We start from the raw sequence: 13,314 nt of genomic DNA, 5'->3' as shown, positions 1-13,314 counted from the left end.
ATTTTCCTCATGCCGCCACCGCGGTGACGCCTTCTAGGCGGTCTTCAAGTTCGTCGCTGGCAGCGTGGAGCGCCGCCAGAGTTGCGGCATCGGGTGCCCAGAACTGCCGGTCGCTCGCCTCGATCAGGCGGTTGGCGACGCGCGCCGATGCCTTTGGATTGAGAGTCGCGAGCCGTTCGCGCATGGCGGCGTCCAGCACATAGGTTTCGCTGATCCGCTGATAGACCCAGGGGTTCACCGTACCAGTCGTTGCCGACCAGCCCATCGTGTTCGTGACATGGCTCTCGATCGCGCGCACGCCCTCATATCCGTGCTTCAACATCCCCTCGTACCAGAGCGGGTTCAGCATCCGGGTCCGGGTTTCCAGATCGACCTGTTCGGCCAGCGTGCGCACCTTTGTCGCGCCTTGCGTGGCATCGACGATATAGATCGGGGCGGGGCTGCCCTTCGCGCGGGTGATCGAGCGGCTGATGCCACCCAGCGCGTCGACATAATGGTCGATGTCGGTCACGCCGAGTTCGACCGAATCGAGATTCTGATAGGCGAGATCGACGCCGGCCAAGGCGGTTTTGAACAAGGCCGCCTGTCGCGCCGGTATGCCGGTGCGGCCATAGGCGTAACCCTTTTGCCGTTCGAACACTTCGGCGATCTCGTCGGGATCGCTCCAGGCGCCATCGTCGATCAGCATGTTGACGTTGGCGCCGTACGATCCCTCTGCGTTGGAGAAGACGCGCAGCGCCGCGGTTTCGAGATCGCAGCCATGGATGGCGGCGTGCGACAGACTGTGTTTGCGGACGAAGTTCTGGTCGAGCGGCTCGTCGGCATCGGCGGCGAGCCACGCTGCCTCGGCAATCATACGCGTCTGGAGGGGCAGCAGATCGCGGAAAATGCCCGACAGCGTGACGATGACGTCGATGCGCGGCCGGCCAAGCTCTGCAAGCGGGATCAGTTCCGCCCCCGACAGTCGGCCATAACCATCGAAGCGCGGACGAGCACCGATCAGCGCCAGCGCCTGTGCTATCTGGATGCCTTCGGATTTCAGATTGTCGGTGCCCCACAGCACCATCGCCAGCGTTTCCGGGAAGGCGGCCGTGGCGGTATGGCGGGCGATCAACTCGTCGGCTTGGGCTACGCCCTCGGCACAGGCAAAGGCGCCGGGGATGCGGAAGGGGTCGAAGCCGTGGATGTTGCGACCGGTCGGCAATACCTTGGGATTGCGCAACACGTCGCCGCCCGGTGCGGGCCTGACGAAACCGGCATCCAGCGCATGGACGAGCGCGTCGATTTCACCGTTACCGCCGGTCAACTCGGCACCAGCCGCGATCATCTGCGCCCGCTGATCCTCCGGGATCGGCCGGCCCAGTACATGGAGGCCGTGAGGGATCAGCTCGCACTCGACCTCATAAAGGCGCGCGGCGAGCGTCGAGATGTCGCCGGCGTCGAGATCAAGTGTCTCGGCCTGCGCGGCGATCATCGGCGCAAGGGCAGCGCGCTCGTCCGCTGACGGTGACGACCGCCAGCGTTCCAGCAGCGCCTTCAGATCTCCCATCCCCTTGTAGAGGCCGGATTGCGCGAGCGGCGGTGTCAGATAGCTGACCAGCGTCGCACCCGACCGACGCTTGGCGATCAGCCCTTCGGAGGGGTTGTTGGCCGCATAGAGATAGATGTTGGGTAGTGCGCCGATCAGCCGTTCGGGCCAGCAGTCGCCGGTCAGCCCCGCCTGTTTGCCCGGCATGAATTCAAGCGCGCCGTGCGTGCCGAAATGAAGCACGGCATGCGCGCCGAAATCCTCGCGCAGCCAGCGATAGAACGCGCTGAACGCATGGGTGGGGGTGAAGCGGCCCTCGAACAGCAGGCGCATTGGATCGCCTTCATAACCGAAGGCGGGCTGGATGCCGACGAACACCTGGCCGAACTGCGCACCCAGCACCTGAATGCTGCCGCCGTCGCTCTGTTGCTTGCCCGGCGCAGGGCCCCATTGCGCTTCGATGGCGGCGAGGTGCGGTTCGCGGCGGACGTGATCGTCGGCGGGGATCCGGGCGTGGACATTGGCATCGGCACCGTAGCGGGCGGCGTTGCCGTGCAGGACGGCATTGCGCAGGGCGTCGACATCGGTCGGAACCGCAACGTCGTACCCTTCACCCGATAGGTGGACCAGCGTCGCATGGAGCGATTCCCAAACCGCCAGATGCGCGGCGGTGCCGGTCGCGCCGGCGTTGGGCGGGAAGTTGAACAGCACGACCGCGAGCTTGCGGGTCGCCCGCTCGCTGCGACGCAGGGTGACGAGCGCGGCGACCTTTGCGGCCAGCGCTTCGGCCCGTTCAGGGCACGACTGCATTTCGCGGGTCAGACCGGAGGCGGGGAAGCGGCAGCGTCGCCCGCAACCGGTGCAGGGCTCGCCCGATCCATCGGCCCGACCACCGAACACGCTCGGCAGGATCGCGCCGTCGAGCTCGGGAATGGCGACCATCATCGTTGCCTCGATCGGCAGCAGGCCCTGACGGCTTGCACCCCATTGCTGCAGCGACTGAAACTCGATCGGATGTGCAGCAATATATGGAACGTCGAGTTGCGCCAGTATCGCCTCGGCGGCTGCCGCATCATTGTAGGCGGGGCCGCCGACGAGGCTGAAGCCGGTCAGCGACACGACCGCGTCGACGGTCGCGCGGCCATCCTTCATGAAAAACTTCTCGATCGCAGGGCGCGAATCGAGCCCGCTGGCAAAGGCAGGGATGACACGCAGGCCCCTGGCCTCCATCGCCGCGATCACGCCGTCATAATGACCGGTATCGCGACCTAGCAGGTAGGAACGCAGCATCAGCAGGCCGACGGTGCCCTGCGTATCGTTCGCGGCAGGCAGTGCCTCGATCTTCTCGGCCATGCGGCCCGGTGTCCGTGGGTGATAGACGCCGACATCGGGATAATCGTGTGGCGCGTCGGCCCGTTCCGCATGGCCAGCATAGCGATGCGCGAGCGCTCGGATCATGGCGATGACATTGTCGTCCGACCCCGCCAACCAATATTGCAGTGTCAGGAAATAGGCGCGGACGTCCTGCGCTGTCCCAGGAATGAAGCGCAGCATTTTCGGCAGCCGGCGCAGCATCTTCATCTGGCCCGCGCCCGATGATCCGCCGGGTTTCGAGGAGCCGCGCAGGCGCTTCAGCAGGGCAAGTGGTCCTTTGGCGGGCTTGTCCATCCGATAGTCGCCGAGCCGCGTCAGGCGGACGACTTCGCTGCCCGACATCAGGCCCAGCATCGCCGAGCACTCCTCACGCCGCGCCGCCAGTGCGGGGAGCACCGCGCGGATATGGTCGTCGAGGAACAGCATCGTTGCGATGACGATGTCACCACGCGCGATGTCGGCGATGCAGCGGTCGAGCGCGCCAGGGGTGCGATCCCAGTCGGCGGCGGCGTGGAAGCCGATGGTGATGCCCGCATCCTCTGCGGCGAACCGTGCCGCCGCGCGCTCTGCCGCGCCCGACAGATGGTTGTCGAGCGTGACGATCACGACATGCAGGGGCGCGTTACCGGGCATAATGCGCCTTCGCGTCGTACAGCGTGTCTAGGGTGATGGTGGCCAGATTGTGCTCGGTCGCAAACTTTTCGGTGTTCCGCCGCGCCTTGCCGCGGACGAAAAACGGGATTTTGAGCAGCTCGCGTTCGGCGTCGGCGGACCATGTCCCGCCATTGGTGGCCAGGGTTGGGTTTGTTTCGTCGCTTTCCGGTGCCGTAACAGGCCCGCCACCGACCCCTCCTGCAGGGCGGGACGAAGGAAGATGGCTCGCGCCGCCGGCATCCGAGAATTCGAAATCGTCGCGGAACATCGTCAACAGATGTTCCTCCAGCCCCATCACCAGCGGATGGACCCAGGTGTCGAACAGCACATTCGCGCCTTCGAACCCCATCTGGGGAGCGTAACGAGCGGGGAAATCCTGCACATGGACGGGGGCGGAGATGACCGCGCAGGGAATGCGCAGTCGCTTGGCGATGTGGCGTTCCATCTGGGTGCCGAGCACCAGTTCGGGCTGTAGCCCCTGGATCGCGGCCTCAACCGCCAGATAGTCGTCGGTGACAAGTGGCTCGATGCCATAGAGGACCGCCGCGTCGCGCAAGTCGCGGGCGAATTCACGGTTGTAGCAACCAAGGCCGACAATCTCGAACCCTAGCTCGTCACGCGCCACGCGGGCGGCAGCGATGGCGTGCGTGGCGTCGCCGAAGATGAAGACGCGCTTGCCGGTCAGATAGGTCGAATCGACCGATCGACTCCACCACGGCAGGTTCGAGGGGGCCAGCGCGGCGGCGGGGTCGACGCCAGCGATCGCGGCGACCTCGGCGATGAAATCGCGAGTCGCGCCATGGCCGATCGGCACGGTTCGCACCGTCTTCTGGCCAAAGCGGCGTTCGAGCCAGCGGCACAGCGTGTCGGCGATTTCGGGATAGAGGCAGATGTTGAAATCGGCGTCGCCTAGCCGTGCGAGATCGGCCGGCGTTGCGCCCAGCGGGGCGGTGACGTTGACGGCGATGCCGAGCTGGTCGAGCAATCGGGTGATCTCGATCACGTCGTCGCGGTGACGAAAGCCGAGTGCGGTCGGGCCGAGGATATTGGCGGAGGGCTTGCCGCCGTCGGGCCGTGCGCCGGGAACCGTAGCGGTGCACATCCGGCGGGCGAGCTGATAAAAGGTCTCTGCCGCGCCCCAATTCTCTTTGCGCTGATAACTGGGCAGTTCGAGCGCTACGACGGGGCAGGGCAGGCGCATCGCTTCGGCAAGGCCGGCGGGATCGTCCTGGATCAGCTCCGCCGTGCAGGAGGCGCCGACCAGCATCGCCTGCGGCTGGAACCGGGCATAGGCATCGCGCGCCGCCTGCTGAAACAGTTCGGCGGTATCCTTGCCCAGATCGCGCGCCTGAAAGGTCGTGTAGGTGACCGGCGGGCGTTTCCCCCGGCGTTCGATCATCGTGAACAACAGGTCGGCATAGGTATCGCCCTGCGGCGCGTGGAGGACGTAATGGACGCCCTGCATCGCGGTGGCGATCCGCATCGCGCCGACATGGGGTGGTCCCTCATAGGTCCAGACGGTCAGTTGCATCGCCTCAGACCCTCAACACATCACGGCGCCGGAGCGGGCGCGCAAAGAGTTCGGCAAGGTCGCCGGCCTGGTCGAAGCCGTGGATCGGCGAGAAGACCAGCTCGATCGCCCATTTTGTCGTCAGCCCTTCCGCCTCCAGCGGATTGGCGAGGCCGAGGCCGCAGACGGTCAGGTCCGGCTGTGCGGCGCGGACGCGGTCGAGCTGGCGATCGACGTCCTGCCCTTCGCTAAGCAGCGTTCCGGCCGGCAGCAGCGCGAGTTCGCCGGCAAGGTGGCGGCGGTGGAGATAAGGCGTGCCGACCTCGACCGGGATCATGCCGGCTTCGGTCGCTAGGAAGCGCGCCAGCGGCACCTCCAGTTGCGAATCGGGCAGGAAGGTGATGCGCTTGCCCGTCAGCCGCTCGCGCGAATGCTCGATAGCGCGCTTTGCCCGCTCGCGGCCCGGCGCGATCACGGAGCGGAAATGCATTTCGTCGATGCCGAAGGCGCGGGCGGCGGCATGGAGCCAGTCGGTTGTCCCCTCCGCGCCGAACGGGAACAGCGCATCGAGTCGGCGTCCGCCGCGATCTTCCAGCGTGCGGGCGGTTTCGCCGAGGAACGGCTGGGCCAGCAGGTAGCGCGTATTGGGGCCGACCGGCGGCATGTCGTTCGCCCGTCGTGCCGGCAGGGAATGGACGGGGCCGATGCCGAGGTCGGCAAACAACCGCAGGAACTGGTCCTCGACGACATCGGGCAGTGCGCCGACAATCATCAGGCTGGGCGCATCGGTAGTGTCTGCTGGCAGGTCAGCGGCCAGCGCGGCGAGGCAGGCATCCTCGCCCTCGGTGAAGGTAGTCTCGATGCCGGAACCCGAATAGTTCAGGATCTTGGTGACGCCGGCATGCTTGACCGAAAGGCGCGCGGCGGCGCGTGACAGGTCGAGCTTGATGACCTCCGACGGGCAGGAGCCGACCAGGAACAGCAGCCTGATATCGGGGCGGCGGGCCAGCAGTCGATCGACGACACGATCGAGTTCCTCGTTGCAGTCGGCCATGCCGGCGAGGTCGCGCTCCTCGATGATCGCGGTCGCGAAGCGTGGTTCGGCGAAGATCATCACGCCGGCGGCTGATTGCAGCAGGTGCGCGCAGGTGCGCGAACCGACGACGAGGAAGAATGCATCCTGCACCTTGCGATGCAGCCAGATGATGCCGGTCAGGCCGCAGAACACCTCGCGCTGGCCACGTTCGCGCAGTACCGGCGCGGCGTCGCACCCGGGTGTCGTCGCGGGCACCGCCGGGGTCACCCGGACACCGCCATGCGAGCGGGCGTGGAACCTTGAAGCCGGGCGGCGCGCAGTTTCAGCAGGAACTGCGCCGCGTTGATCGCATAGGTGGCATAGGCCGCCAGGGCGAGCAGCATCCGGCCCCGCTCGGTGCCGACACCGGCGGCCAGCACCACCAGATAGGCAGTGTGGAGCGCCAGCACGAGCATGCTGAAGACGTCTTCCCAGAAGAAGGCGGGAACGAACAGCCAGCGGCCGAACACGATCTTTTCCCAGATTGATCCGGTAATCATGATGGCATAGAGCGCGATCGTTTTCACCACGATCGAGATCGTGGCGGCCTCTGCCCCCTGACCGGTCGCGAGATAGCGTAACACCAGCGTCAGGCTGATGAGGAAGATCAGGAACTGGATGGGGGCGAGAATGCCCTGCACCAGCGTCCACCGGGTCGAGTCGCGGCGGCGGCGCTGGTCGGCGTCGTACAGCGGCGGGGTGCCGCTTCGTGTCGCTTCTGCGAAATTTGGGTCGTTTGCCCGCATCGCTTTCCCTCGCCCTTGATGACCACAAGAGTAGAACCACGCCGATCAAAGTGTCAATTAAAACTGACGTCAACGATAATTGACACATGGTGCGGTGCGGCGTGTTTGGGTGGTTGCGTACGGACATCGATAGGCATAGGTTTCGAGTCGTAGGGCCAGGCGAAGACGTCGGTTTTGCGGGGAAGACGATTGGGTCGGTCTGGCTGGGAGAGCCGGTTATGGCGTCGTTGGCGAGATATGGCGATACGAATGCGGCCCGAAGCGATGCTTCGTCGGCGCGTCGATTTCGCGCCGATGCCGAAGGGCTCGCCGCGTTCCGCCTGCTCGCCGATGTTGAATGCGAACGATCCTTGTCGGCCCTGATCGAGAGCGAAATCATCCCACGGCTGATGATCGCACATGCAACCAGCATCCCGGACGCGCCGACGGTCGGCGGCGATGCAACGATCGATGCGAACGAGATTACCGAACTGGCGCCGCTTGCCCTAATGGTCGAGGCGGATGCATTGCTGGCACATGTCGAAGCGATTCTGGCGCGGGGCGTTTCGGTAGAAACGGTGATGGTCGATCTGCTGGCTCCGACCGCGCGTCTGCTTGGCGAATATTGGGAGGATGATCGCTGCGATTTCGTCGAGGTGACGATGGGGTTGTGGCGATTGCAGGAGGTGGTTCACGAAATCGCCAGTCGTTCGCCTGGCAACCGGCCGGTTGCGCCGGGAGGGCGGCGCGCGCTGTTCGCGTCGATGCCCGGTGACCAGCATAATTTCGGCACCGTCGTCATCGACGAATTGTTTCGTCGCGACGGGTGGATGACCGACCGATTGAGTGAGGCGGCAACGCCCGACCTTTTGAAAAAGGTCGGTGAATCCTGGTTCGACATGATCGGATTGACGATAAGTTGCGACTGCCATATCGCGAATGTGACGTCGGTTATTGGTGCGATGCGGAATGTATCGAAGAACCCGCGTGTCTGCATCATGGTCGGCGGCCGAATTTTCAGCGCCGATCCGGATCTTGCGGCACATGTCGGTGCGGATGGTACGGCGCAGGATGCCAAACTTGCCCTGAAGGTCGCTGCGGATCTTGTCCGTGCGCGTGAAGGGGATTCCCTGACGGTCTGAACGATTATCGATCCTCCGGAGTGCGACGCTCGTCGATGAACAAGCCTATCGCCCTGTCTCGTAAGGCGGCCTTTACCTCGCCTGACACCATGCCGGGGGCGCTGTCCGCCAGCGTCGCCGCGACTTTGCTGGCGTCGGTGGGTGACGTCGCGTTTATTCTGTCGGGCAAGGGTGACATCCTCGATATCGCCGTGTCGCACGGCGATCTGGTCAATCACGGGTTCGCCGACTGGGTCGGCAGCGCGTGGATCGATACGGTGACAGGCGAGAGCCGGGCCAAGATTACCGAGATGCTGGCCGCGGCTGCGGCGGGCGATCCGGCGCGCTGGCGACAAGTGAATCATGCCGCGGCCGGGGGCGATGTGCCGGTCCGCTACCTGGTGATCGCGCTGGGCGAGGGGGAACGGCTGATCGCGATCGGTCGCGACATGCGTAGCGCGGCGGCGATGCAGCAGCGCCTGTTGCAGACCCAGCAATCGCTGGAGCGCGACTATATTCGCCTGCGTCAGGCCGAGACGCGGTATCGCCTGTTGTTCGACATGGCATCCGAGCCGGTGCTGATCGTCGATGCCGAAACGCGCCGCATCCGTGAAGCCAATCCGGCGGCGCACGACCTGCTGGACGCCAGCGAAGGATCGTTGATCGGCAATCCGGTGAGCACCATTGTCGCGACCGAACAGCGTGACGACCTGATCGCCTATCTTGGCGCCTCTGAGGTGGCGGACGACGTCAGGCCGGTGGTGCTGCGGCTAGCCAATCGGCGCGGCGAAGCCCGAATTTCGGTCCGTCTGTTCCGACAGGCACGCACGCCGATGCTGATCCTGCGCGTCGAGCCGGCCGAGAACACGATCGCTGGCCATCGATTCGACGCCACGCTGGCCGAGGTGGTCGAGCGGATGCCCGATGCGTTCGTGCTGGTCGATCGCGACATGACGGTGCTGACCGCGAATGCGGCTTTCCTGGAACTGACCGAATTGCCGTCGATCGACCGGGTGGTCGGTGGGCGCCTGGGAACATGGCTGGGCCGGCCGGGCATCGATCTGGAACTGATCGTGGGGCAATTGCGCGAGCATGGATCGGTGCGCAATGTCGCGACCATCCTGCGCGGCGCGGCGGGAGCGCAGGAAGAGATCGAAATCTCCGGCGTCATTGCGCCATCTGGGCAGGGCGATTGTTACGGCTTCACGATCCGCAATGTCGGGCGACGGTTGCGCAGTGTGCCGGCGGTCGGTGGCGACGCGCCGCGTTCCGTCAGTCAGCTGACCGAACTGGTCGGGCGGATGTCCCTAAAGGAGATCGTGCGCGAGAGCACCGACATGATCGAGCGCCTCTGCATCGAGGCGGCGCTGGTCTATACCTCGGACAATCGCGCCTCGGCGGCCGAGATACTGGGGGTCAGCCGACAGAGCCTGTACTCCAAACTTCACCGCCATGGACTTGGCAATCTGGTGTCGGGCGACAACTGACACCGGGTGCGGGCGCGGGCGGAAAGTCGCTAAAGTCACACTCTCCCACGTGCGCGCGGACGCACGAATGGGCGCACGCGCGAGAACGCGCGGGGATTATAGATCGACGTTAGCAAAGAGCGGGTGTTCGACGGGGGTAAATCTTTGCTCTTGTGTAGGACAGGGGTGATTTTGCGGTGACGGACTGAGCCGCTCTCCGTTCGTGCCGAATAGCCGTAGCGAGGCACTGTTTTCACGTGCCAACCCGTCCGTTGATACGGGCTTTCGACCAGCTCAATCTCTACTCTGGACGATCGGCAGGGATCGGATCAGCCTTGAGCCCTCTGTCTTGGTTAGCCGGTCACCCTCATCCTTCCGGGACGGTGGAAAATGCGTCAATTTGGTTTGACGCCTTCATGCGTCAAGCATAGCCTTCGGGTTGATGGACCCCTTGAGCGCCCCCGGTATCGCGACGCGGTTTCCCGCCCTCCGCGATGTGCTCGAACTGCTCAAGCCGGTGACGTGGTTTCCACCGATCTGGGCGTTCATGTGCGGAGTGGTGTCGTCAGGCGTGCCGATCGCGGATCGCTGGCCGTTCCTGATCGCGGGCGTCTTGTTGACCGGACCGCTGGTGTGCGGGACGAGCCAAGCGGTCAACGACTGGTTCGACCGGCATGTCGATGCGATCAACGAGCCCGATCGACCGATCCCGTCGGGGCGGATCGCCGGGCGTTGGGGGCTGTGGATCGCCAATATCGGCACGGCGCTGTCGCTGCTGGTCGCCTGGGCGACGGGGCCATGGGTGTTGGGCGCGACCTGCGTCGCGTTGCTCTGTGCATGGGGATACAGCGCGCCGCCGTTCCGGTTCAAGGTCAGCGGTGTGTGGGGACCGGCGGTGGTGGCACTGACCTATGAGGGGCTGACATGGTTCACGGGCGCCAGCGTGATGGCGGGGGCGCTGCCGGCGGCGCCGATCCTGATCGTGCTGGCGCTGTACAGTCTGGGCGCGCACGGCATCATGACGCTGAACGATTTCAAGGCGGTGGAGGGTGACCGGGCGACCGGGTTGCGATCGCTGCCGGTGGTGCTGGGGGTCGGGCGCGCGGCGCGGGTGGCCTGCGTGGTGATGGCGGTGCCGCAGGTCGTGGTTGTGGGATTGTTGGCGTATTGGGGACATCAGGTCGCAGCCGCGATCGTCGCGGCGTTGCTGGTCGGACAGGTCGCGCTGATGCGACGGCTGTTGCGCGATCCGCGCGGGCAGGCGCCATGGTACAATGCGACGGGAACGACGCTATACGTGCTGGGTATGCTGGCCTCGGCGTTCGGGCTGGGCGGGGTGGCGGGATTGTGAGTGCTCGTGAACCCGCCGCGCCGCTTCGCTGGCCGGGTATCGTCCGGCTGGGGCTGGTACAGAGTGCGATCGGCGCGATCGTGATGCTGGCGACGTCGCTGCTGAACCGGGTGATGGTGGTCGAATATGCCCTGCCGGCCGCGCTGCCCGCCGGGTTGGTGGCGTGGCATTATGCCGTGCAATTGTCGCGACCGGTATGGGGGCATGGATCGGATCGCGGGCGGCGGCGGACGCCGTGGATCGTGCTGGGCATGACGACGCTGGCGCTGGGGGCGATGCTGGCGATCGCGTCGTTGGGCTTGCTGGCGGAGCGGTCGGCCTGGGGGTTTGCGCTGGCCGTCATGGCCTTTTCGATGATCGGGGCCGGGGTCGGCGGGGCGGGCACGTCGTTGCTCGCGTTGCTGGCGACGCGGGTCGCGCCGGAGCGACGGGCGGCGGCGGCATCGATCACATGGATCATGATGGTCGCGGGCATCGTCGTGACGGCGGGCGTCGCGGGGTCGCTGATCGATCCGTTCTCGTTGCCGCGACTGGCGATGGTCGCCGGCGGGGTGGCGGGCGGCGCGTTGCTGGTGGCGATCGTCGCGGTGTGGGGTGTCGAGGGGGTGGCGGCAGCGTCCGTCACCGCCGGGTCGCCGACGCCGGCGTTCGGCGTGGCGCTGCGCGAAATGTGGGCTGATGAGACGGCACGCCGCTTCACCCTGTTCGTGTTCCTCTCGATGCTCGCCTATTCGATGCAGGACCTGATCCTGGAGCCGTTCGCAGGATTGCTGTTCGGCTTCACACCAGGGCAATCGACGCAATTGTCGGGGGTGCAGCATGGCGGTGTGCTGGCGGGGATGATCGTCGCCGGGATTGGCGGCAGCGCGTTCGGCGGGCGGAGCCAGGCGGGGCTGCGGCCGTGGATCGTCGGCGGATGCATCGGATCGGCTGTCGCGCTGGGTGGGCTGGCGATGGCGGCGCGGGCCGGGCCGGGTTGGCCGCTGGCGGGCAATATCGCCCTGCTGGGCTTTGCCAACGGGGTGTTCGCGGTGGCGGCGATCGGCGCGATGATGGGGCTGGCGGGTGGTGCCGGCGGCGAAGGCGCGGGGCGCGAGGGCATCCGCATGGGCGTGTGGGGCGCGGCACAAGCAATCGCGTTCGGGCTGGGCGGCCTGATCGGCGCACTGAGCGTCGATGCCGGTCGGGCACTGACCGGCTCGACGGCGCAGACCTTCACGGTCGTGTTCGGGGTGGAGGCGTTGCTGTTCCTGGCCGCCGCGTCGCTGGCCTTGCGGACCGGCCGGCGGGACCGCGCCGTGGCGATCGCCGGGGAGCCGGCATGAACGCTTATGACTGCGTCGTCGTGGGTGGTGGGCCGTCGGGGGCGACGGCGGCCGACGATCTGGCGGCGGCGGGGCACCGGGTGCTGCTGCTGGATCGGGGTGGGCGGATCAAGCCGTGCGGTGGCGCGATTCCGCCGCGCCTGATCCTCGATTTCGCGATTCCCGATCACCTGATCGTCGGGCGGGCGGTGGCGGCGCGGATGGTGGGTCCATCGGACATCGCGGTCGACATGCCGGTGGACCAGGCGGGCGAGGGTGGCTTTGTCGGCATGGTTGATCGCGAGGTTTTCGACGAATGGCTGCGGGCGCGGGCGGCGGCGAGCGGGGCCGAGCGTCGTACCGGCCGCTTCGACCGTATCGAGCGTGACGGCGAGGACGGAGCGATCGTCGTCTATGGCGAGGGGCCGGGCGGTCCGGAGCAGCGGGTGCGGGCGCGGTGCGTGATCGGGGCGGATGGTGCACGGTCGCGTGTGGCGCTGACGACGCTGGACGGCGCCGAACGGATGCCGTGCGTATTTGCGTATCATGAGGTGATCCGGTCGCCTGCCGCCGATGCGCTGGATCGCGGGCGGTGCGACGTATTCTATCAGGGCTCGTTGTCGCCGGATTTCTATGCGTGGATATTCCCGCACGGCGACACTGCGAGTGTCGGCGTCGGCAGTGCGAACAAGGGGTTCGCGTTGCGCGACGCGGTTGGCCGGTTGCGGGCACGCGAAGGGCTGGACGGATGCGAGACGATCCGGCGGGAGGGTGCGCCGATCCCGCTCAAGCCCCTGCGGCGATGGGACAATGGCCGCGACGTGCTGGTAACGGGTGATGCCGCCGGGGTGGTGGCGCCGGCATCGGGCGAGGGCATCTATTACGCGATGGCGGCGGGGCGGGAGTCGGCACGGGCGGTGGGCGCGTTCCTGGTATCGGGCGATGCCCGCGCGCTGCGCCAGGCACGGCGGGCATTCATGCGGGCGCATGGCCGAGTATTCTGGATTCTTGGGATCATGCAGCATTTCTGGTATCGCAACGACCGGCGCCGCGAACGTTTCGTGACGATGTGCGAGGATCGCGACGTGCAAAACCTGATCTGGCCCGCCTATATGAACAAGCAACTCGTCTATGCCCGGCCGATCGCCTATCTGCGGATATTCCTGAAGGATATGCGACACTTGCTGCAGACAGCGGGCTGACCGG

At 66.1% G+C, this 13,314-nt stretch carries 9 protein-coding genes; 5 read left to right on the top strand and 4 right to left on the bottom strand.

Annotated elements, in window-relative coordinates; genetic code table 11:
- Window positions 1-7: 7 nt before the first annotated feature.
- From ASG67_RS15950 to bchF, 4 genes are read right to left on the bottom strand one after another with little or no spacing between them, the layout of a single operon-like run.
- On the bottom strand, window positions 8-3,535 hold the full coding sequence (locus tag ASG67_RS15950; protein WP_056532152.1) for a magnesium chelatase subunit H: 3,528 nt from the start codon (window positions 3,533-3,535) through the stop codon (window positions 8-10).
- Window positions 3,525-5,087 carry a ferredoxin:protochlorophyllide reductase (ATP-dependent) subunit B gene (bchB, locus tag ASG67_RS15945; protein ID WP_056532150.1) on the bottom strand — a complete coding sequence of 521 codons (1,563 nt, stop codon included), beginning with the start codon at window positions 5,085-5,087 and terminating at the stop codon, window positions 3,525-3,527. The genes ASG67_RS15950 and bchB overlap by 11 nt, the downstream gene beginning before the upstream one ends.
- Before the next feature lie 4 nt (window positions 5,088-5,091).
- Window positions 5,092-6,369 (bottom strand): ferredoxin:protochlorophyllide reductase (ATP-dependent) subunit N, encoded by a 1,278-nt coding sequence (locus ASG67_RS15940; protein ID WP_056532148.1) that lies wholly within the window; start codon window positions 6,367-6,369, stop codon window positions 5,092-5,094.
- Window positions 6,366-6,887 (bottom strand): 2-vinyl bacteriochlorophyllide hydratase, encoded by a 522-nt coding sequence (gene bchF, locus ASG67_RS15935; protein WP_056532146.1) that lies wholly within the window; start codon window positions 6,885-6,887, stop codon window positions 6,366-6,368. Before bchF ends, ASG67_RS15940 begins: the two co-directional genes overlap by 4 nt.
- Window positions 6,888-7,105: 218 nt before the next feature.
- Between bchF and ASG67_RS15930 the strand changes: the two genes are divergently transcribed.
- From ASG67_RS15930 to ASG67_RS15910, 5 genes are all read left to right on the top strand, one after another.
- Window positions 7,106-8,008 (top strand): B12-binding domain-containing protein, encoded by a 903-nt coding sequence (locus ASG67_RS15930; RefSeq protein ID WP_056532144.1) that lies wholly within the window; start codon window positions 7,106-7,108, stop codon window positions 8,006-8,008.
- 35 nt (window positions 8,009-8,043) lie between these two features.
- Window positions 8,044-9,474, top strand: a complete 1,431-nt coding sequence (gene ppsR, locus ASG67_RS15925; RefSeq protein ID WP_056532142.1) for a transcriptional regulator PpsR — start codon at window positions 8,044-8,046, stop codon at window positions 9,472-9,474.
- A gap of 430 nt (window positions 9,475-9,904) precedes the next feature.
- The gene (gene chlG, locus ASG67_RS15920; protein ID WP_235535256.1) at window positions 9,905-10,804 is read left to right on the top strand and encodes a chlorophyll synthase ChlG; all 900 of its coding nucleotides are present in this window, start codon (window positions 9,905-9,907) and stop codon (window positions 10,802-10,804) included.
- Window positions 10,801-12,129 (top strand): BCD family MFS transporter, encoded by a 1,329-nt coding sequence (locus tag ASG67_RS15915; protein ID WP_056532139.1) that lies wholly within the window; start codon window positions 10,801-10,803, stop codon window positions 12,127-12,129. Before chlG ends, ASG67_RS15915 begins: the two co-directional genes overlap by 4 nt.
- Window positions 12,126-13,310 (top strand): geranylgeranyl diphosphate reductase, encoded by a 1,185-nt coding sequence (locus ASG67_RS15910; protein WP_056532137.1) that lies wholly within the window; start codon window positions 12,126-12,128, stop codon window positions 13,308-13,310. Before ASG67_RS15915 ends, ASG67_RS15910 begins: the two co-directional genes overlap by 4 nt.
- Window positions 13,311-13,314 lie beyond the last annotated feature (4 nt).

Origin of the sequence: Sphingomonas sp. Leaf339, from assembly GCF_001426195.1 — a bacterium.
Classification (GTDB): Bacteria; Pseudomonadota; Alphaproteobacteria; order Sphingomonadales; family Sphingomonadaceae; genus Sphingomonas.
Note: the sequence above shows the minus strand (reverse complement) of the source record. Positions and strands in the feature narration are given on the sequence as shown.